Annotated in this window: 23 protein-coding genes; 15 read left to right on the top strand and 8 right to left on the bottom strand. The window is 65.2% G+C overall.

All coding sequences use genetic code 11. From position 1 onward, the window contains the following. Window positions 1-5 precede the first annotated feature (5 nt). From tolB to E5554_RS04045, 5 genes are read right to left on the bottom strand one after another with little or no spacing between them, the layout of a single operon-like run. Entirely contained in the window at window positions 6-1340 is a 1335-nt protein-coding gene (gene tolB / locus E5554_RS04025; protein ID WP_037519409.1) for a Tol-Pal system beta propeller repeat protein TolB, read from the bottom strand. After that, window positions 1337-2308, bottom strand: coding sequence for a TonB C-terminal domain-containing protein (locus E5554_RS04030; protein WP_136186020.1), 972 nt, complete (start codon window positions 2306-2308; stop codon window positions 1337-1339). Before E5554_RS04030 ends, tolB begins: the two co-directional genes overlap by 4 nt. Before the next feature lie 18 nt (window positions 2309-2326). Beyond that, window positions 2327-2797: a protein TolR gene (gene tolR, locus E5554_RS04035; RefSeq protein WP_004209369.1), complete on the bottom strand. Its 471-nt coding sequence runs from the start codon at window positions 2795-2797 to the stop codon at window positions 2327-2329. Continuing rightward, window positions 2797-3516, bottom strand: a complete 720-nt coding sequence (tolQ, locus tag E5554_RS04040; protein WP_004209370.1) for a protein TolQ — start codon at window positions 3514-3516, stop codon at window positions 2797-2799. The genes tolR and tolQ overlap by 1 nt, the downstream gene beginning before the upstream one ends. Further along, window positions 3513-3983 (bottom strand): YbgC/FadM family acyl-CoA thioesterase, encoded by a 471-nt coding sequence (locus tag E5554_RS04045; protein WP_004209371.1) that lies wholly within the window; start codon window positions 3981-3983, stop codon window positions 3513-3515. Before E5554_RS04045 ends, tolQ begins: the two co-directional genes overlap by 4 nt. Window positions 3984-4150: 167 nt before the next feature. Between E5554_RS04045 and E5554_RS04050 the strand changes: the two genes are divergently transcribed. Then, complete coding sequence (locus tag E5554_RS04050; RefSeq protein ID WP_136186021.1) at window positions 4151-5029, top strand: 3-hydroxybutyryl-CoA dehydrogenase; 879 nt, start codon at window positions 4151-4153, stop codon at window positions 5027-5029. Window positions 5030-5061: 32 nt separating this feature from the next. Here the strand turns inward: E5554_RS04050 and pspF are convergent, their stop codons facing one another. Continuing rightward, window positions 5062-6093 carry a phage shock protein operon transcriptional activator gene (gene pspF, locus E5554_RS04055; protein WP_136186022.1) on the bottom strand — a complete coding sequence of 344 codons (1032 nt, stop codon included), beginning with the start codon at window positions 6091-6093 and terminating at the stop codon, window positions 5062-5064. 187 nt (window positions 6094-6280) lie between these two features. On the opposite strand from pspF, the gene E5554_RS22935 reads away from it, so the two are divergent. From E5554_RS22935 to E5554_RS04100, 10 genes are all read left to right on the top strand, one after another. Further along, window positions 6281-6454, top strand: coding sequence for a hypothetical protein (locus E5554_RS22935; RefSeq protein WP_007708701.1), 174 nt, complete (start codon window positions 6281-6283; stop codon window positions 6452-6454). Window positions 6455-6538: 84 nt separating this feature from the next. Beyond that, window positions 6539-7207 carry a phage shock protein PspA gene (gene pspA, locus E5554_RS04060; protein WP_004209375.1) on the top strand — a complete coding sequence of 223 codons (669 nt, stop codon included), beginning with the start codon at window positions 6539-6541 and terminating at the stop codon, window positions 7205-7207. 4 nt (window positions 7208-7211) lie between these two features. Then, complete coding sequence (gene pspB, locus E5554_RS04065) at window positions 7212-7478, top strand: envelope stress response membrane protein PspB (protein WP_136186023.1); 267 nt, start codon at window positions 7212-7214, stop codon at window positions 7476-7478. Window position 7479: 1 nt separating this feature from the next. Next, a complete protein-coding gene (gene pspC, locus E5554_RS04070; protein ID WP_004209378.1) occupies window positions 7480-7860 on the top strand; it encodes an envelope stress response membrane protein PspC in 381 nt (126 codons plus the stop codon). A gap of 42 nt (window positions 7861-7902) precedes the next feature. Beyond that, window positions 7903-8193 (top strand): hypothetical protein, encoded by a 291-nt coding sequence (locus E5554_RS04075; protein ID WP_004209379.1) that lies wholly within the window; start codon window positions 7903-7905, stop codon window positions 8191-8193. A gap of 28 nt (window positions 8194-8221) precedes the next feature. Further along, window positions 8222-8566 (top strand): hypothetical protein, encoded by a 345-nt coding sequence (locus tag E5554_RS04080; RefSeq protein ID WP_004209381.1) that lies wholly within the window; start codon window positions 8222-8224, stop codon window positions 8564-8566. A 30-nt stretch (window positions 8567-8596) separates the two neighbouring features. Beyond that, the gene (locus E5554_RS04085; RefSeq protein WP_136186024.1) at window positions 8597-8848 is read left to right on the top strand and encodes a hypothetical protein; all 252 of its coding nucleotides are present in this window, start codon (window positions 8597-8599) and stop codon (window positions 8846-8848) included. A 28-nt stretch (window positions 8849-8876) separates the two neighbouring features. Continuing rightward, window positions 8877-9110, top strand: a complete 234-nt coding sequence (locus tag E5554_RS04090; protein ID WP_010339237.1) for a hypothetical protein — start codon at window positions 8877-8879, stop codon at window positions 9108-9110. Between the two features lie 47 nt (window positions 9111-9157). Beyond that, on the top strand, window positions 9158-9592 hold the full coding sequence (locus E5554_RS04095) for a SufE family protein (protein ID WP_099230634.1): 435 nt from the start codon (window positions 9158-9160) through the stop codon (window positions 9590-9592). Between the two features lie 51 nt (window positions 9593-9643). Beyond that, a complete protein-coding gene (locus tag E5554_RS04100; protein ID WP_010339235.1) occupies window positions 9644-10141 on the top strand; it encodes a hypothetical protein in 498 nt (165 codons plus the stop codon). A gap of 46 nt (window positions 10142-10187) precedes the next feature. Here the strand turns inward: E5554_RS04100 and ggt are convergent, their stop codons facing one another. Both ggt and E5554_RS04110 read right to left on the bottom strand, forming a co-directional pair. Then, window positions 10188-11897, bottom strand: a complete 1710-nt coding sequence (gene ggt, locus E5554_RS04105; RefSeq protein WP_136186025.1) for a gamma-glutamyltransferase — start codon at window positions 11895-11897, stop codon at window positions 10188-10190. A gap of 70 nt (window positions 11898-11967) precedes the next feature. Then, window positions 11968-13020 (bottom strand): quinone-dependent dihydroorotate dehydrogenase, encoded by a 1053-nt coding sequence (locus E5554_RS04110; protein WP_136186026.1) that lies wholly within the window; start codon window positions 13018-13020, stop codon window positions 11968-11970. Between the two features lie 345 nt (window positions 13021-13365). Between E5554_RS04110 and E5554_RS04115 the strand changes: the two genes are divergently transcribed. The 4 genes from E5554_RS04115 (at window position 13366) to E5554_RS04130 (ending at window position 16954) form a co-directional block, all read left to right on the top strand. Further along, a complete protein-coding gene (locus E5554_RS04115) occupies window positions 13366-14310 on the top strand; it encodes a helix-turn-helix domain-containing protein (RefSeq protein ID WP_122928491.1) in 945 nt (314 codons plus the stop codon). 165 nt (window positions 14311-14475) lie between these two features. Next, the gene (locus tag E5554_RS04120) at window positions 14476-14886 is read left to right on the top strand and encodes an Rrf2 family transcriptional regulator (RefSeq protein ID WP_004209390.1); all 411 of its coding nucleotides are present in this window, start codon (window positions 14476-14478) and stop codon (window positions 14884-14886) included. Next, window positions 14883-16367, top strand: a complete 1485-nt coding sequence (gene sufB, locus E5554_RS04125) for a Fe-S cluster assembly protein SufB (RefSeq protein WP_010339231.1) — start codon at window positions 14883-14885, stop codon at window positions 16365-16367. The genes E5554_RS04120 and sufB overlap by 4 nt, the downstream gene beginning before the upstream one ends. 131 nt (window positions 16368-16498) lie before the next feature. Continuing rightward, complete coding sequence (locus tag E5554_RS04130) at window positions 16499-16954, top strand: hypothetical protein (protein ID WP_136186027.1); 456 nt, start codon at window positions 16499-16501, stop codon at window positions 16952-16954. The last annotated feature ends 2 nt before the right edge of the window (window positions 16955-16956 follow it).

Genomic DNA, 16956 nt, shown 5'->3' on the forward strand with positions numbered 1-16956 from the left:
AAAACTTATGGCAGCAACGGACCCCAGGCCGGGTCGGAGCCGCTGAGCGGCGTCGGAATGCGCCGTTCGTTCACGCCGGTCAGGTCGACCTGCCACACCTGGCTGCTGCCCTGGCGGCCCGGCGTGGTGCGGAAGAATTGCAGCACGCGGCCATTGGGCGACCAGGTCGGCTGCTCGTCCTGCCAGCCATTGGTCAGGATGCGCTCATTGTCGCCGCTCGGCGTCATCACCGCGATCTTGAAATCGCCCGACAGCTTGGTGAAAGCGATCAGGTCGCCGCGCGGGCTCCATTCGGGCGTCGCATAGCGGCCGCCGCCATGGCTGATGCGGCGCTGGTTCGACCCGTCGGCATTCATCACATAGATTTGCTGTCCGCCCGACCGGTCGCTTTCGAACACGATCTGGCGGCCATCGGGCGAATAGGAACCGCCGACATCGATGCCCGGCGAATTGGTGAGGCGCACCGGCGCGCCGCCCTGGGCCGACACGCGATAGATATCGGTATTGCCCGACACCGCCATCGAGAACAGGATGTTGCGGCCATCGGGCGACCAGCGCGGTGCGAAGGTCGTGTTGTTGCTTTCGGTCACCAGCCGCTGCTGCCCGGTGCCGATGTCATAGACATAGATGCGCACCCGGCTGCCCAGATAGCTCACATAGACGATCGACTTGTAATCGGGCGAGAAGCGCGGGGTCAGGGCGATCGACTGACCATTGGTGATGAAGCGGTGGTTGGCGCCGTCGGAATCCATGATGGCGAGGCGCTTGACGCGGTTATCCTTGGGGCCGCTTTCGGCGATATAGGCGATGCGGCTGTCGAAGAAGGGGCTCTCGCCCGACAGCCGGGCATAGATGGCGTCGGCGCATTTGTGCGCGGCGCGGCGCCAGTCGCGCGGGGCGACGACATAGCCCTGGCGCGTCAGTTCCTGCTTCAGCGCCACGTCATAAAGGTAACAGCCCACGGTAATGTCCGCCTCGCCGCCGGTGGTGCGGACAAAGCCCTGCACCAGCGCCTGATAGGCACCCCATTTGTCATAGACGGGGTTGGTCACTTCCGGGAAAGCGAGCGCGGGCATGCCGGCCGGGCCGGACGGATCGAACAGGCCCGATCCCTTAAGGTCGGTGGCGATCACCTCGGCGATCTTGCGGCCCAGTTCATTGGCGGTGCCGGCCGGGGTCGCCACATCCTGCTGCGCCGGCAGGGCGGGCACGGCGATCTTGAGGTTGCTGTCGATATCGCCGGTCACGTCGACCGACAGCTGCGCCAGCGCGGGCATGGCGGTGAAGGCGAGCAGGGCGGCGGTCGCCGCGGCCAGGCGGCGGAGCAGGGTCGTCGTCATCGGGTCAGCCTCGCGTCAAAGCGGAGTGGCCGCAGCCATTTCCATTGTTCATAATATTCGGGCGGCAAATTGCGGAAGGGCGACGCCAGCTTTACCGCCTGGATCGCGCGCTCCGCATGCAGCTTGGCCTGGGGCCGGTTGCTGGCGGTGACGCCCAGTTGGTCGATCACTTCGGGCGTACCGATCACCGCGCCATTCTTGTCCAGTCGCACTTCCAGCAGGGTCACCAGCTGATCGGCATCCGCGCCTGACGGCGGGCGCCAGTTGGGCTTGAGCTGCCGGCGGATCTCGGCGTCCAGCGCGGCCTTCTGCTGCGGTCCCATGGCGGCGGCCTGCGGCGCGGCGGCCGGCTTGCGCGGCGCGTCGGCGCTGGTGTCGATGCCCTTGAGGAAATCATTGCCCAGCAGCGATCCCTTGGGTTTGGCCGCGGCCTTGCCCGATCCCGATGCGGCGGCCGGCTTGGCGGCCTTGGGCGCGGGCTTGGCGCTCGCCTTGGCCGGCGCGGCGGCCGCTGCCTTGGGCTTCTGCGGCGCCGGCTTCGCCTTGGGCTTTTCCGCTGGCTTTTCAGGGGCCGGCTTGGGCTTGGGTGCGGCCTTGGGCGTTTCCTTCTTCGGCGGCGTTGGCTTCGGCTTGGGCGGCGCGGGCTGCGCGACTTCCTTGGGCGGGACCGGCTTTGGTTTGGGCGGCGCCGGGGTCGGCTCGGGCACGGGGGCCGGCTCGGGCTGGGCAGCGGGCGCGGCATCCTCGGTCGGACCGCGTTCGGGCGCGACGCTGGGCGGTGGCGGCTCGGTCGAGATGCGCGGCGCGGTCGATTGCAGCGCCACTTCGTCCACCAGGCTGACATCCATCGGCGGGCTGTTCAGCTTCAGCGGATTGGGCGTCGCCAGGAACCCGGCCGACAGCAGGCCGAACAGCAGGACATGTCCTGCCGTCGCAACGCCAAGGCCGATTTTTTCCGCGCGTTCCATCGGTTTGACCTATGGCCCCTATTCTGAACCTGCGCTGACATCGTCGGCGCCGTCCTGCCCGCCGGTGCTGACCAGCGCCACCTTGTTGAGGCCGGCCCGGTTGAGCTCGCCCATCACCCGCATCACCCGGCCATAATCCAGCGCCGTGTCCGCCCGCAGGAAGATCTGCGGTGCGTCGGGCTTGCCGGCATTGGCCGACACGATCTCGGCCAGCCGGTCGGGCAGGTCGGCGTCGCTGACCACATCCTCGTCGACATAGATGGCGCCGTCGCGATCGATCGACACCACGGTCGGCTTGGCATCCTGGTCCAGCCCCTTGGCGCGCGTCTCGGGCAGGTTCACCGGCACGCCGGTCACCAGCAGCGGCGCGGTCACCATGAAGATGATCAGCAGCACCAGCATGACGTCGACCAGCGGCGTCACGTTGATGTCTGCCATCGGCGCGCGATTGCGCCCGCGCCGACCGGATGGAGGGCCAGACATCGCCATCAGCGTTGGGCCTCAAGCTCGCGGCTCAGCGTCGCGTAGAAGCCGTCGGCAAAGCGGTTGAGGCGCGATTCCATCCGGTTGATGCCATGGCTGAACCGGTTGTAGGCGATCACCGCCGGGATGGCGGCGAACAGGCCGATCGCGGTCGCGAACAGCGCTTCGGCAATGCCCGGCGCCACGACGGCGAGCGAGCTGTTCTGTGCGGCGGCGATCGAGGTGAAGGCGCGCATGATGCCCCAGACGGTGCCGAACAGGCCGACGAACGGCGCGACCGAACCGACCGTCGCCAGGATGTTCAGCCGGTCCGACAGGCGGTCGACCTCGGCCGCGATCGTGCTCGACATGCTGGTCGCCAGCCGGTCGCGCGTGCCGTCGCGGTCGATCACCTTCTGCGCGGTGGAGCGGCGCCATTCGGTGACGCCGGCGGCCATCACCTTGGCGGCCGGGAACTCGGCCTTGCCGCGGGCTTCATAGAAACGGTCGATATCGTCCGCCTTCCAGAAATCCGCCTCGAACGCGCGGCTCTGCTTGCTCGCCTTGCGCAGGGTGAAGCTGAAGCCGATGATGATCGCCCAGGTCCAGATGCTGGCCAGCAACAGGCCCAGCATCACCCCCTTCACGACGATGTCGGCCTGCAGGAACAGGGCGAGCGGCGAAATGGTGGCGGCGTCGGCTGCGGCGCCAACGGCGGCGCCGACGTCAGGCATGGACAGGTTCATGGGTGGATGTCTTCCCCTCGCATCAAACGGCTGAAAATCTCGATCCAGGGGCGCGGCTGGCGCTGCGGTCGTCCCTGGGGTGTCAGATAGGCGACGGTGATGACGCCGTCGGTCAATATGTCCTCGCCGCGCATGACTCTTTGCTGAATGACGCAGCTGGCGGCCCGCACCTCCATCACCTGGCTGACGACCATCAGGTCATCGTCCAGCCGGGCGGGACGGCGATAGGCGAGTTTCAGGTCGGTGACGGCATAGACGCCTTCGCCGCCTTCATGATTGGCGCGCTGGTCGATGCCGGCGATCCGCAGCATGTCGGACCGGGCGCGCTCCATATAGCGCAGATAATTGGCGTGATAGACCAGCCCCGACAGGTCCGTATCCTCGAAATAGATGCGCAGCGGGAAATGATGCACGGCGGCGATGAACCGTCCGGATGCGGGCGCTGGCAGGGGATCGGCAAGGGGCATGGGCGGCTATTAAGCATGGCGTGCGGTTCGCGCAAAGGCGGAAAATAGCGCGGGCGAACCATCCATCCGTCGCGATGGCCCGTTCGCCGCCCGCGAAGGGGCTTGGCGCGCGGCCTTACTTGTCGGTAGGGGTGACTGGAACGAACATTTGGTGAGGAGAATGGGACATGACCGACATCAAGACCGTAGGCGTGATCGGCGCCGGCCAGATGGGGGCGGGCATTGCCCAGGTCGCCGCCCAGGCCGGCTATGACGTGATCCTGTCCGACATCGACCTGCCCCGCGCCGAAAAGGGCAAGGCTGGCATCGCCAAGCTGCTGGCCCGCGCAGTCGAGAAGGAAAAGATCGGCCAGGCCGACGCCGATGCCGCGCTCGCCCGCATCACCCCGGTCGGCGAAATCGCGCCGCTCGCCGGCGCCCAGCTGGTGATCGAGGCCGCGACCGAGCGGGAAGAGGTCAAGCGCACCATCTTCACCAATGTCGGCAAGATACTGGCGCCCGACGCCATCCTCGCCACCAACACCTCGTCCATCCCGATCACCCGCCTCGCCCAGGCCGCGCCTGACGCCAGCCGCTTCGTCGGCGTCCATTTCTTCAATCCGGTGCCGGTGATGGTGCTGGTCGAGGTCATTCGCGGCCTTGCCACGTCGCCCGAGACGGTCGCCGCGGTCGAGGGTTTCGCCGCGAAGATCGGCAAGACCACGGTCCATGCCTTTGATGCGCCCGGCTTCGTCGTGAACCGCATCCTGCTGCCGATGCTGAACGAGGCGGTGTTCGTGCTGGGCGAGGGCGTGGGCAGCGTCACCGATATCGATCAGGGCTGCAAGCTCGGCCTCAACCATCCGATGGGGCCGCTGACCCTGCTCGATTTCGTCGGCCTCGACACCGCGCTCGAAATCCTCAACGTCTTCCTCACCACCACCGGCGATCCCAAATATCGTCCGGCGCCGCTGCTGGTCAAATATGTCGAGGCCGGCTGGTATGGCCGCAAGACCGGCAAGGGCTTCTATGATTATTCGGGCCCGGAACCCGTCCCGACCCGTTAAAAAACTACCCGGTGGGGCGGCCTCGTGCCGCCCTATCCCGCGCTCAGCCCATGTTTCTTCATGCAGTGGCGCAACTGGTCATAGGTCAGGCCCAGCCCCTTGGCGGTCGCCCGCTGATTATAGCGGAACCGCTCCAGCGCCGCCCGCACGATCGCCGCCTCATGCGCGTCGACCGCCGATTTGAGATCGGTGACATCGCCATGCCTGTCCATCACCGATGCGGTCACCGGTGCCGGTGCCGCATTTTCCGCTGACGGCGCGGCAGTCCCCGGCATCATCGGGCGCGGCTTCCAGGGCGAGGCGAACGGGTCGAACACAATGGACGAGATCGGCCGCCCCGGCTCGGGCCAGCGATAGACCGCCCGTTCCACCACATTGCGCAGTTCGCGCACATTGCCCGGCCAGCCATAGCCTTCCAGTTCGGCCGCGCAGGCGGCGGAGAAGCCCGGCCATTGCGGCCAGTTGAGTTCCGCTGCCATGCGCCGCCCGAAATGGTCGGCCAATACCGTTATGTCGCCCTCGCGCGCGCGCAGCGGCGGCAGGGTGATGACCTCGAAGCTCAGCCGGTCGAGCAGATCGGGGCGGAAGCGCCCGGCATCGGCGGCGGCGGGCAGATCCTCGTTGGTGGCGGCAACGATGCGGACATCGACCATCACCGGCCGCGACGATCCGATCCGCGTCACTTCGCCATATTCGATCACGCGCAGCAGCCGCTCCTGCGCCGCCATCGACAAGGTGCCCAGCTCGTCCAGGAACAAGGTGCCGCCATCGGCCTCCTCGAACCGGCCCGGCCGCGCCTTGGTCGCGCCGGTGAAGGCGCCCTGTTCATGGCCGAACAATTCCGCCTCGATCAGCGTCTCGGGCAGGGCGGCACAGTTCATCACGATCAGCGGCTCGCCCCAGCGCGGCGACAGGTGGTGCAGGCGCTCGGCGATCAGTTCCTTGCCGGTGCCGCGTTCGCCGATCACCAGCACCGGGCGATTGAGTTCGGCGGCCCGCCCGGCCAGTTCGACGGCGTCGAGAAAGGCCAGCGACTGGCCGACAAACTGGGTATTTTTCTCCATGCGCCAAAATATGGGGAAATTTCCCAACTTTCAGCAAGTGAAATCTTTGCGCAGCCGTGCCAAATCATCAAAAAATGGCTGTTTTCTGCGCTTCTCGAAAATTGGCACGGCCTCTGCAAGGTTGGGAACGAAGCCGCTGCACAGACAGGCGGCACCTTTAGAAGGCCAGGTTCAAGGAGTGTTGAAGATGGAAAAGAACAGCAACAGCGTTCGCGAAATCGGTCAGCTGATGTCGGTCGCCATTGCCGCCGTCCTGTTCGGATCGACCATGATCCTTTCGGCGGTCGGCCCGGCCCGCGCCAGCGAAGCCCCGGTCCTCGCGACCCAGGATACCCCCGCGACCCTGCGCTATCTGGCGTAAGGCCGCACGACCCAGGCCGGGGCGGAAATGCCCCCTCTCGTCCGCCCCGGCCCCCTTGAAGAGAAGACCAGGAGCACCGTTAAAATGGGTATTTTCTCCCGCACCCGAGACATCATCGCCGCCAATGTCACCGACCTGCTCGACAAGGCCGAAGACCCGGCGAAGATGATCCGCATGATCATCCTCGAAATGGAGGAGACGCTGGTCGAGGTGCGCGCGTCCGCCGCCCGCACGATCGCCGACCAGAAGGAAATGCGTCGCCACATCGGCAAGCTGCAGGCGCTGCAGGATGGCTGGACCGAAAAGGCACAGCTCGCCCTCAGCAAGGACCGCGAGGATCTTGCCAAGGCTGCTCTGGTCGAACGCCAGAAGGCCGCCGACATGGCCGAGCATCTCTCCCACGAGATCGAGGTGCTGGACGAGGCGCTGAAGGCGTCGGAAGAGGACATCGCCAAGCTGCAGGGCAAGCTGCGCGAGGCGCGTGCCCGCCAGAACAGCCTGGTCAGCCGCATGGAAAGCGCGCAGAACCGCCTGCGGGTGCGCGAAGCCTATGCCGGCGAGAAGGTCAACGAAGCCTTTGCCCGCTTCGACATGCTCGAACGCCGCGTCGACATGGCCGAAGGCCGCGCCGATGCCATGGGTTTGGGCGCGCAGCCCAAGACGCTGGAAGAGGAAATCGCGGAACTGAAGTCGGCCGACAAGGTCGATGCCGATCTCGCCGCGCTCAAGGCCAGCATGAACAAGGGAGCCTGATCCGATGGAAGACGTACTGGTCCCCATCGCCGTGGTCGGCATGCTGTTCATCGGCATGCCCTGGCTGATCTTCCACTATGTCACCAAGTGGAAGCAGGCGCCCAAGATCACCGACGAGGACGAGCGGCTGCTGGACGAACTCCACCTGCTCGCCCGCCGTCTCGAAGACAGGCTGCAGACGGTCGAACGGATCGTCGCAGCCGACAATCCCGACTTCCGCCCGCAACGTCCGGCACAGGACGATAATTACGACTTCCACCGGAGGAACTGACATGAGCGCCCGCCGCACCAAATTCTATCTCGACAAGCAGAATGGCAAGTGGATGGGCGTGTGCTCCGGCATCGCCGACTACACCGGGATCGACGTGGTCTGGGTCCGGGTCGGCGCGGTGCTGGTGACCCTGATGGGCGCCTTCCCCTGGACGCTGATCGCCTATTTCGCCGCCGCCTATTTCGCCGATGCCAAGCCCCAGGGCCTCTATTCGGATCGGGACGACGAGAAATTCTGGCAGGGCGTGCGCACCAACCCGGCGCGCTCCACCCGCGACGTCCGCTCCAAGTTCCGCGACATCGACCGCCGCCTCGCCGATATCGAGGTTTATTATACCAGCCGCAACACGCGCCTCGCCGACGAGATCGACAGCCTGCGCTGAAGCATAGCCAGGACAAGGCAGCAATAACGGGGAGTTAAGGCCATGAATTTCGCAGGACCGACCTTCGTTCTGGCCATCATCGCCATGTCGACGCTGGGCTGGATGTTCACCACCTGGGTCCGTGCCCGCCATGGTTATCCGGTTGAAAATGAATGGACGGGCACCGTTCATCGAACAGATCCCGACGCCGGTCGAAAAATCGACCTTCTTTCAAGTGAAAACGAAAAGCTGACTGGCCGCATCAGCCGCCTCGAAGAACGCATCGCAGTCCTCGAACGGATCGCCACCGATCCCGCCGCCCGGACCGCGCGCGATATCGACGCGCTGCGCTGACGCTGACCAGGCAAGGGGAGTATAGGACATGAACAAGACCGACATGGTAGACGCCTTCGTCATGCCCAACCTGCCGTGGATCATCGGCGGCGGGCTTCTGATCGGGGCGATGGCGATCGGCGGGTGGATCTTCACCACCTGGCTCCGCGTCCGCAACGGCTACCCGCTGGAAAATAGCTGGGGCAAGGCGGTCTATCCGCAGAAGAATGAGGAACTGGTCGAGCGCATCAAGCTGATCAGCCAGGAAAATGCCCAGCTGCGCGCCGAAATCGGCTCGATGAAGGACCGGCTCGCCGTGGTCGAGCGGATCGTCACCGACGAAAGCCACCAGCTCAATCGCGAAATCGAGCGGCTGCGCGGCCCGGCGAACTGATCGCCCCGCGCGCCTCAAGGGAGGACAAACATGAACCCGTTTGAAATGGTCGTCGCCATCGTCGCGATCACCGCCGTCGCCAGCGTCGTCCGCGCCAAATATGGCGTAGTGCGCCGCCACAAGGGTGAGGAGTTCATCCAGCGCGGTCCCGATCCGGAGGCTGAACGTCTCCGCGCCGAAGTGAAGGCGCTCAAGGACCGGGTCGCCGTGCTGGAACGGCTCGCCACCGACAGTTCGACCGCGCTGGAGCGCGAATTCGAGAAGCTCAAGGACCGCGACTGATCGCGGCAAAGGACACAGGGAGGACATCATGCAGGATCCCCTCTTCTACCTGACCATGGCCACCGCCGGCCTCGCCGGCCTCACCATCGTCGCCTTCGCATCGCTGCGCGGCTGGAACGGTTGGCTCGACCTCAAGCGCGCGGAACTGAGCCGCCGCAGCGAGGAAGCCGCCCCACCATCGGCCGCCGCCCGGATCGAGGTCGCCGACCTCAAGGAACGCATCCGCAAGCTCGAAGCCATCGCCGCCGGCGTCGATCTCTGATCCGCCGGCGGGGAAAAGCGGCTTTCCCGCACCGCTTTTCCCCTTATATGGGCGGCATGACCGATCAGCCCGCCCCGATGCCCGTTCTGGCCGACCTCCAGGAAGAATATGAATTTCTCGACGCCGATGATCGCTATCGCCTGTTGATCGATCTGGGCCGGGGGCTGGAGGATATGCCCGACGCGCTCAAGACCGATATGACGCTGGTGCGGGGCTGTTCGGCGGCGGTCTGGGTCTATCCCACGGTGCTCGACGATGGCCGGCTCCATTTCCTTGCCGACAGCAATGCCGCCATCACCAAGGGGATCATCGCGCTGGTGCTGCTGACCGTGCAGGATCGCGCCCCGGCAGAGATCGGCGCGACCGATATCGAGGGCGCGCTGGCTCCCTTCGACCTCAAGAACCAGCTCAGCTCCAACCGCACCCAGGGCATTCCCAACATGATCGCCCTGATCCGCGAGACTGCTGCCCGCTACGCCTGACGGAAACTCCCGCGCATCCCCGCGTTCTTGCCTGACAAGGAGAATGCGACAATGCGCCATATCATGCCCCTCGCCATGCTCGGCCTGCTGGCCGCCTGTTCGGGCGGGGACAAGAAGGAACCGACCCAGCGCGACCAGATCGGCCAGGTCTGGAAATATGAAACCGCCGGCGCCAGCCAGAAGGTCGCCTATATCGGCAGCGCCAACAGCGTGCAGACCATGACCGCCGCCGACACCTTCTCGGTGCTGATGGTCCAGCCCATGTCCAACGGCGAAAAGACGGTGACGGTGAAGCTGGTCGGCGCGCCCTTCCAGTGCGACCTCTCCGACTGCGCGGTCGATGCCACCACCGATGATGGCAAGGCCCATCGCTGGAAGGGCCGCATGACCGAAGCGAAGGACGGGATCGAGATCATGCCTTCGCAAAATGCCTATGAGGCGATCGCCAAGGCCAAGAGCGTGAAGGTCGATCTTGCCGTTGGCCCCAAGGACCAGCGCTTCCCGTTCGAATTCAACGTCGCCGGGCTCGACCTCAAGAAGGGCGCCTGACGCGCGACTGGCGAGCGCGACGCTGCGCTCGCCATGATCGCCTGCCTTATTCCTGCAGCGACACGCCGGGGCTGCGCGGGTCGGCGGCGCCGATCCAGTGGCCGTCGGCGGTCCGCTCGGCGGCATTGGCCTTGAGGCCCAGGCGCGAGATGGTGACGTGGTGGCCCAGTTTCTCCAGCGGCGCCTTCATCGCTTCCAGCGACGTGCCCTGTTCCAGCACCAGCCCCTCGCCATTGAAGAATTCCAGCCCCAGCGCGATCGAATCCTGCGCCGACAGGCGCCAGTCGAAATGGGCGATCAGCGCCTTGGCGACCTGCATGATGATGGTCTTGCCGCCGGCCGCGCCGACGGTGAAGATCGGCATGCCCTTTGCGTCATAGACGATGGTCGGCGACATGGACGATAGCGGCCGCTTGCCCGGTTCCACCCGGTTGGCGACCGGCGCGCCATTCTTCTCGGGCGTGAAGCTGAAATCGGTCAGCTCATTGTTCAGCACCACGCCATTGGCCACCAGCTGGCTGCCGAAGAAGCTCTCGATCGTCGATGTCCAGGCGGCGATGTCGCCATTGCGGTCCACCGCGACGAAATGGCTGGTGCCGCTTTCCGGCTGGGGCAGGGCGCTGGTGCGTGGCTGCGCCCCGGCGGGCAGACCGGGCTTATAGGAATTGAGCGCCTTGTTCAGCCGGATCTCGCCCGACCGCTGCTTGAGGTAAGCGGGATCGATCAGCCCGGCGATCGGCACATGGACGAACTCGGGGTCGCCCAGCCAGGTGTCGCGGTCGGCATAGGCCAGTTGCATCGCTTCGCCGATGACGTGCCAGGAGCGCGGATCATCCTTGCCCCACTGCGCCAGCGGGAAACGCTCGACCATGCCCAGCACCTGCAGCACGGTGATGCCACCGGCCGACGCCGGCCCCATGCCGCACACCGTATAGGCGCGATAATGTCCGCATACCGGCTTGCGGTCCTTGACCTGGTAATTGGCCAGATCGTCGGTCGTCATCGGCACCGGGTTCCGCGGCGCAGTGGTGACCGCCTTGGCGATCGCCTGCGCATTCTCGCCCAGATAGAAGGCGTCCGGACCTTCCGCCGCGATCCGCTTGAACAGGGCGGCGAGCGGCGGGTTCTTCAGCGTCGTGCCGACCGCCGGCAACTGCCCGTCGATCCAGTAATAGCTGCGGATTTCCGGGAAATCAGCCCAGATATTCTGCAATGCCTTCAGCGCCGTGGCGGTGCGCTCGCCCAGCTGGAAGCCGTCGTCGGCGAGCAGGATCGCGGGCTGGAACAGGTCGGCCCAGGGCAGCTTGCCCCATTTCTTGTGGGCTTCCCACGCCATGCGCAGATTGCCTGGCACGCCGACCGAATAGCCGCCCGGCCAGGCCTGGACGAAGGGCAGGGGCTTGCCGTCGGGGCCCATGAAGCGGTCGGGTCGGGCGGCGGCCGGCGCGGTCTCGCGTCCGTCGATCGATTCCAGCACGCCGCTCGCGCCGTCATGATGCATCAGGAAGCCGCCGCCACCGATGCCGCTATTATGCGGCTCGACCACGTTCAGTGCCAGCATCATCGCGATCGCCGCATCGGTGGCGCTGCCGCCCTTGCGCAATATTTCCTGCCCCGCCGCGGCCGCGCGCGGATCGGCGGCGGACACGGTGGCATTCAACGCCACCGGCTCGCGCGCCAGTGCGGTCGCGGGCGCCAGGGCAAGGGGGGCAATCAGGGCGAAGGGGGCCAGCAGGCCGGTCAGGCGGGAGGTCATGGCCGGCACCCTAAAGCTCGCATTTCGTTTCGCAACCCGTCTTGTTTCGATCATGTCCGGGAAGGACGGATCAGGCGTCGATCCCCACCACCTCGCCGATATGCCGCACGCCATCGCGCGCCATCAGGGCCTTCAGGCCATCATTGATCCGCTTCGCCAGATAGGGGCCTTCATAGACCAGCGCGCTATAGACCTGCACCAGCGATGCGCCGGCACGGATGCGGGCATAGGCCTGCTCCGCATTGGCGATGCCACCCACGCCGATCAGCGGCAGCCGGTTGCCCAGCAGCCGGCGGAAGTCACGCAGCTTGCCCAGCGACAGATCGGTCAGCGGCGCGCCCGACAGGCCGCCGGTCTCGCTCGCATGGGGCGATTGCAGCGCCGGGCGGGTGATGGTGGTGTTGGACACGATCAGCGCGTCGATCCGATGGTCGATGCAGGCGGCGGCGATATCCTCGATATCCGCCGATTCCAGATCGGGCGCGACCTTCAGGAAGATCGGCGGGCCGCCTTCGGGCCGTGCCGCCATCACCGCGCCCAGCAGGTCGTCCAGCGCCGCCCGGCCCTGCAGCGCGCGCAGCCCCGGCGTATTGGGCGAGGAGATATTGACGGTCAGATAATCGGCCAGCGGCGCCATGCAGGTAACGCCGGTGGCATAATCGGCATTGGCGCGTCCGGCGGCCGTCGCTTCCTTGTTCGCGCCGATATTGATGCCGATCACCGGCCCTTTGCCTACCGGCCGGCGATAGCGGGCGATGCGGTCGGCGGCAGCGCCCTGGCCGCCATTGTTGAAGCCGAAGCGGTTGATGACCGCCCTGTCCTCGACCAGGCGGAACAGGCGCGGCTGGGGATTGCCCGGCTGTGCCAGCGGGGTCAGCGTGCCCAGCTCGGCAAAGCCGAAGCCCAGCCCATGCATCTTGTGCGCGACCCGGCCATCCTTGTCATAGCCTGCCGCCAGGCCCACCGGATTGGGAAAGGCGATGCCCGCCACCGTCTGCGCCAGCATCGGGTCGGCCTTGAGCGGGGCTGGGGTCGGCATCATCCGCAGCAGCGCGATCGACAGATTATGGGCGCGCTCGGCATCGAGCGCGAAGAAGAGCGGACGGATCAGGCGATAGGACATGGCCGCGCTATGCCAGCGGTGCCTGCGCAGGTCGAGTCGTGTTGCGTTATTGCAACAACATATTCCCTTGCGTCATTTCATGACAGAAAACGTCATGAATGCGATCCTTTTCGGTCGTCAGATGTCCGATCTGTCCAATAATCTTCCACCGATTCGGGCTTAAAGCCGTCTTGCGACCCGAAGGCTCTAGGCCATTTTGGCTGATGAGACCTTTTCCTGACCCGGCAGTGAAAGCTGCCGGGTCATTTTTTTGTTGCAACGCTGTGGCGAAAAATCGTCATGGTGACGTCATGGCTCTTGCACGGTCGTTGGCCGCGCTCATAATGCCGCCACTGGGGTGAAACTATGGGGCCGCAACATTGGGATCTGCCGCTGAGTGCGGCGCGGGGGGTGGTGCCGGATAATCGCGGGCCATTGTCCTATTCGGTGGATGCCGAACAGGGCCCGGTCCGCTTGCGCTATTTCACCCCGCCGGAAAAGGTCCGACCCTATTTCGGCTCGCTCTACATATTTTCCGTGGCGGCAGACCATTATGCCGACGTCACCCGCGCCGATGTCGCGCAGTTGCGGCTGATGCTGCGGGGCGATGGGCGCTATCATTTCCAGGATGGATCGGTGCAGCGGCCCCCCGTCGTCGGCCTGATCGGCCCCACGCAGGGCGCGACCCGCTTCGAGCTGGATGCGCCGACCCGGCTGCTGGGCGTGTCGCTGCTGCCGGCCGGCTGGCTGGCGCTGCATGGCGGCGACGCCGACAAGCTGGCTGATGGCCTGTGCGATCTGGCGGCGGAACGGGATGACGGCTTTCTCGATCTGCTCGCCCAGTTGCAGCGCATGGAGGATGGCGACGCCATGGCCGCGCTCACCTGGTCCTTCCTCGCCGAACGGATCAAGCCGCTGCCCGAAGCGACCTGGGCGATCCTGCGGGCGATCGACAGCTGGCTGATCGGCGAAGGCTCGCCCCGGATCGAGGTGCTGAGCGAGATGACCGAATTGTCGCCGCGCCAGCTCGCCCGCATCACCAACAAACTCTATGGCGCCCCGCCCAAGCTGCTCGCCCGCAAATATCGCGCCCTGCGCTGCAGCGCGCGGATCGCACTCGACCATGAAAGCTGGCAGGCCCTGTGCGACGATGGCAGCTTCTACGACCAGTCGCATTTCATCCGCGAGATCAAGCATTTCATCGGCATGACCCCGCACCAGCTTCAGACCGAGCCGACCGCCGTGGTCCAGCTCACCCTGCTCCGCCGCACGCTGGGCGGCGATGTCGCGGTGCTCAACCGGCTGAGCTGATTGCTGTTTGGAATGCGCCTTTGGTGCGGCTCTGAAAATGCGCTCTTTCGCGCATTTTCCAAACAGACTCCCAAGGTAGGAAAAATGCCTTGATTCCGGGGGCGAGTGGGACCACATGCCCAATCGGATTGATTCGATCCGATTTGAGAATGGTTCGCAACACGCATGAAATTATCGAGCTTTGCCGATTATGCCGTCGTGCTGATGTCTGCCGCCGCCCGTCACTGCGGTGCGGCTAAGATGAACGCGACCACGCTCAGCGCCGAAACCGGCATCCCGCTGCCCACCGCGCAGAAGCTGGTGAGCCGGCTGTCGGCGGCGGGTCTGCTCGAATCGAGCCGGGGCACCGGTGGCGGCGTGCGTCTGTCGCGCCCGCCCGCGACGATTACCCTGGCGGACGTGGTGGAGGCGGTCGAAGGCCCCATCGCCATGACTGCATGCAGCGAACAGGGGGCGCATGACTGCAATCTGGAACAGGATTGCCGCATCCGTCCGCACATGAATCTGGCGAACAACGCGATCCGCGAAGCGCTCGCGAACGTGACCATCGCCAGCCTGACACGAGAAATGGCATGACTGAAGAAGTGAGCACCGTCCGTAATCAGGAAGCGCTGGAGGCCGCCGAGCGCGCCTCCACCTATGAGCATGGCTGGTCGTCGGCCATCGAGCAGGATTTCGCGCCCAAGGGCCTGAACGAGGATACGGTCCGCTTCATCTCGGCCAAGAAGAATGAGCCGCAATGGTTGCTCGACTGGCGCCTGAAGGCCTTCGCCATGTGGCAGAAGATGGAAGCGCCGGACTGGGCCAAGCTCAATGTCCCGCCGATCGACTATCAGGACGCCTATTATTACGCCGAGCCCAAGAAGAAGGTGGAGCTGGATTCGCTGGATCAGGTCGATCCCGAAATCCTCGCCACCTATCAGAAGCTGGGCATCCCCATCGCCGAGCAGGAAATGCTCGCCGGCGTGAAGGGCAGCCGCAAGATCGCGGTCGACGCCGTGTTCGACTCGGTTTCGGTCGCCACGACCTTCCGCAAGGAGCTGGAGGAGGCGGGCGTCATCTTCCGCTCGATCAGCGAAGCCGTGCGCGAATTTCCCGACCTCGTAAAGAAATGGCTGGGCAAGGTCGTGCCGATGCACGACAATTATTTCGCCACGCTCAACTGCGCGGTCTTCTCCGACGGCACCTTCGTCTACATTCCCAAGGGCGTTCGCTGCCCGATGGAGCTGTCGACCTATTTCCGCATCAATGCGGAAAATACCGGCCAGTTCGAACGCACGCTGATCGTCGCGGACGATGGCGCCTATGTCTCCTATCTCGAAGGCTGCACCGCGCCGATGCGCGATGAAAATCAGCTCCACGCCGCCGTGGTGGAACTGGTCGCGCTCGACGATGCGGAGATCAAATATAGCACCGTCCAGAACTGGTATCCGGGCGACGAGAATGGCAAGGGCGGCATCTATAATTTCGTGACCAAGCGCGCGCTCTGCCAGGGCCGCAACTCCAAGGTCAGCTGGACCCAGGTGGAAACCGGCTCCGCCATCACCTGGAAATATCCGTCCTGCGTGCTGAACGGCGAGAATAGCGTCGGCGAATTCTACTCCGTCGCGCTCACCAACAATCTGCAGCAGGCCGATACCGGCACCAAGATGATCCACAATGGCAAGGGCAGCCGTTCGACCATCGTGTCGAAGGGGATCTCGGCCGGCCGGTCCAACAACACCTATCGCGGCCTCGTCCGCGTGAGCCCAAGCGCCGAAGGCGTGCGCAACTTCACCCAGTGCGACAGCCTGCTGCTGGGCGACCAGTGCGGCGCCCACACCGTGCCCTATATCGAGGTGCGCAATCCCAGCGCCCAGATCGAGCATGAGGCGACCACCAGCAAGATCAGCGACGACCAGCTCTTCTACGCGATGCAGCGCGGCCTGGATCAGGAAAGCGCGGTCAGCCTGATCGTCAACGGCTTCGCCAAGGAAGTGCTGCAGCAACTGCCGATGGAATTCGCGGTGGAAGCGCAGAAGCTGCTCGGCATCAGCCTGGAAGGCAGCGTGGGCTAATTTTGCCTGCGCCTTCCCGTCATGCCGGACTTGATCCGGCATCCCGCTTTTCTTGAGCGGGACGGAAAGGCAGCGGGACCCCGGATCAAGTCCGGGGTGACGATAGAACAGAAATTTGAAGGACGAGAATTTTGAGCGACGAAGACGATATCCAGGATGCCCTCGCCGATTTCGCGGAGGATGTCGGCAATGGCCAGGCATGGACCGCCGCGATCCGTATCCTGACCGAGGATTATGAGCTGGAAGAGGGCGAGCTGCAGACGCGCGCCGCCAAGGATTTCGGCGATCTCGACGCCTATCAGGCCGAATGCCGCGATGCGCTGGAAAAGGGCGATGTCGCGATGACCGAGAAGCTGCGCACCGACAAGGCCTTCCACAAGGCGAAGGCGCCGAACCTCGCCCGCATGGGCCCGGTCAGCGAATTCGTCGTCGCGCTGCTGGAAAAGGGCGCGCCGGAACCGGACGCCGACTGGTGGCCCTATATGCCGATCAAGCGCCATATCGACACGCTCTTCCCCGCGCCGGGCGACGTGCGCGACATGGCCTTCTGGACCGCGCGGACGCTCCAGCGCGCGCACAAGGACTAAAG

This window comes from Sphingobium sp. PAMC28499, assembly GCF_004795815.1.
In the GTDB taxonomy this organism is placed as follows: domain Bacteria; phylum Pseudomonadota; class Alphaproteobacteria; order Sphingomonadales; family Sphingomonadaceae; genus Sphingobium; species Sphingobium yanoikuyae.

Coding starts and splice junctions, on each gene's coding strand:
- tolB (WP_037519409.1), bottom strand. CDS start 1,340: ATGACGACGACCCTGCTCCGCCGCCTGGCCGCGGCGACCGCCGCCCTG.
- E5554_RS04030 (WP_136186020.1), bottom strand. CDS start 2,308: ATGGAACGCGCGGAAAAAATCGGCCTTGGCGTTGCGACGGCAGGACAT.
- tolR (WP_004209369.1), bottom strand. CDS start 2,797: ATGGCGATGTCTGGCCCTCCATCCGGTCGGCGCGGGCGCAATCGCGCG.
- tolQ (WP_004209370.1), bottom strand. CDS start 3,516: ATGAACCTGTCCATGCCTGACGTCGGCGCCGCCGTTGGCGCCGCAGCC.
- E5554_RS04045 (WP_004209371.1), bottom strand. CDS start 3,983: ATGCCCCTTGCCGATCCCCTGCCAGCGCCCGCATCCGGACGGTTCATC.
- E5554_RS04050 (WP_136186021.1), top strand. CDS start 4,151: ATGACCGACATCAAGACCGTAGGCGTGATCGGCGCCGGCCAGATGGGG.
- pspF (WP_136186022.1), bottom strand. CDS start 6,093: ATGGAGAAAAATACCCAGTTTGTCGGCCAGTCGCTGGCCTTTCTCGAC.
- E5554_RS22935 (WP_007708701.1), top strand. CDS start 6,281: ATGGAAAAGAACAGCAACAGCGTTCGCGAAATCGGTCAGCTGATGTCG.
- pspA (WP_004209375.1), top strand. CDS start 6,539: ATGGGTATTTTCTCCCGCACCCGAGACATCATCGCCGCCAATGTCACC.
- pspB (WP_136186023.1), top strand. CDS start 7,212: ATGGAAGACGTACTGGTCCCCATCGCCGTGGTCGGCATGCTGTTCATC.
- pspC (WP_004209378.1), top strand. CDS start 7,480: ATGAGCGCCCGCCGCACCAAATTCTATCTCGACAAGCAGAATGGCAAG.
- E5554_RS04075 (WP_004209379.1), top strand. CDS start 7,903: ATGAATTTCGCAGGACCGACCTTCGTTCTGGCCATCATCGCCATGTCG.
- E5554_RS04080 (WP_004209381.1), top strand. CDS start 8,222: ATGAACAAGACCGACATGGTAGACGCCTTCGTCATGCCCAACCTGCCG.
- E5554_RS04085 (WP_136186024.1), top strand. CDS start 8,597: ATGAACCCGTTTGAAATGGTCGTCGCCATCGTCGCGATCACCGCCGTC.
- E5554_RS04090 (WP_010339237.1), top strand. CDS start 8,877: ATGCAGGATCCCCTCTTCTACCTGACCATGGCCACCGCCGGCCTCGCC.
- E5554_RS04095 (WP_099230634.1), top strand. CDS start 9,158: ATGGGCGGCATGACCGATCAGCCCGCCCCGATGCCCGTTCTGGCCGAC.
- E5554_RS04100 (WP_010339235.1), top strand. CDS start 9,644: ATGCGCCATATCATGCCCCTCGCCATGCTCGGCCTGCTGGCCGCCTGT.
- ggt (WP_136186025.1), bottom strand. CDS start 11,897: ATGACCTCCCGCCTGACCGGCCTGCTGGCCCCCTTCGCCCTGATTGCC.
- E5554_RS04110 (WP_136186026.1), bottom strand. CDS start 13,020: ATGTCCTATCGCCTGATCCGTCCGCTCTTCTTCGCGCTCGATGCCGAG.
- E5554_RS04115 (WP_122928491.1), top strand. CDS start 13,366: ATGGGGCCGCAACATTGGGATCTGCCGCTGAGTGCGGCGCGGGGGGTG.
- E5554_RS04120 (WP_004209390.1), top strand. CDS start 14,476: ATGAAATTATCGAGCTTTGCCGATTATGCCGTCGTGCTGATGTCTGCC.
- sufB (WP_010339231.1), top strand. CDS start 14,883: ATGACTGAAGAAGTGAGCACCGTCCGTAATCAGGAAGCGCTGGAGGCC.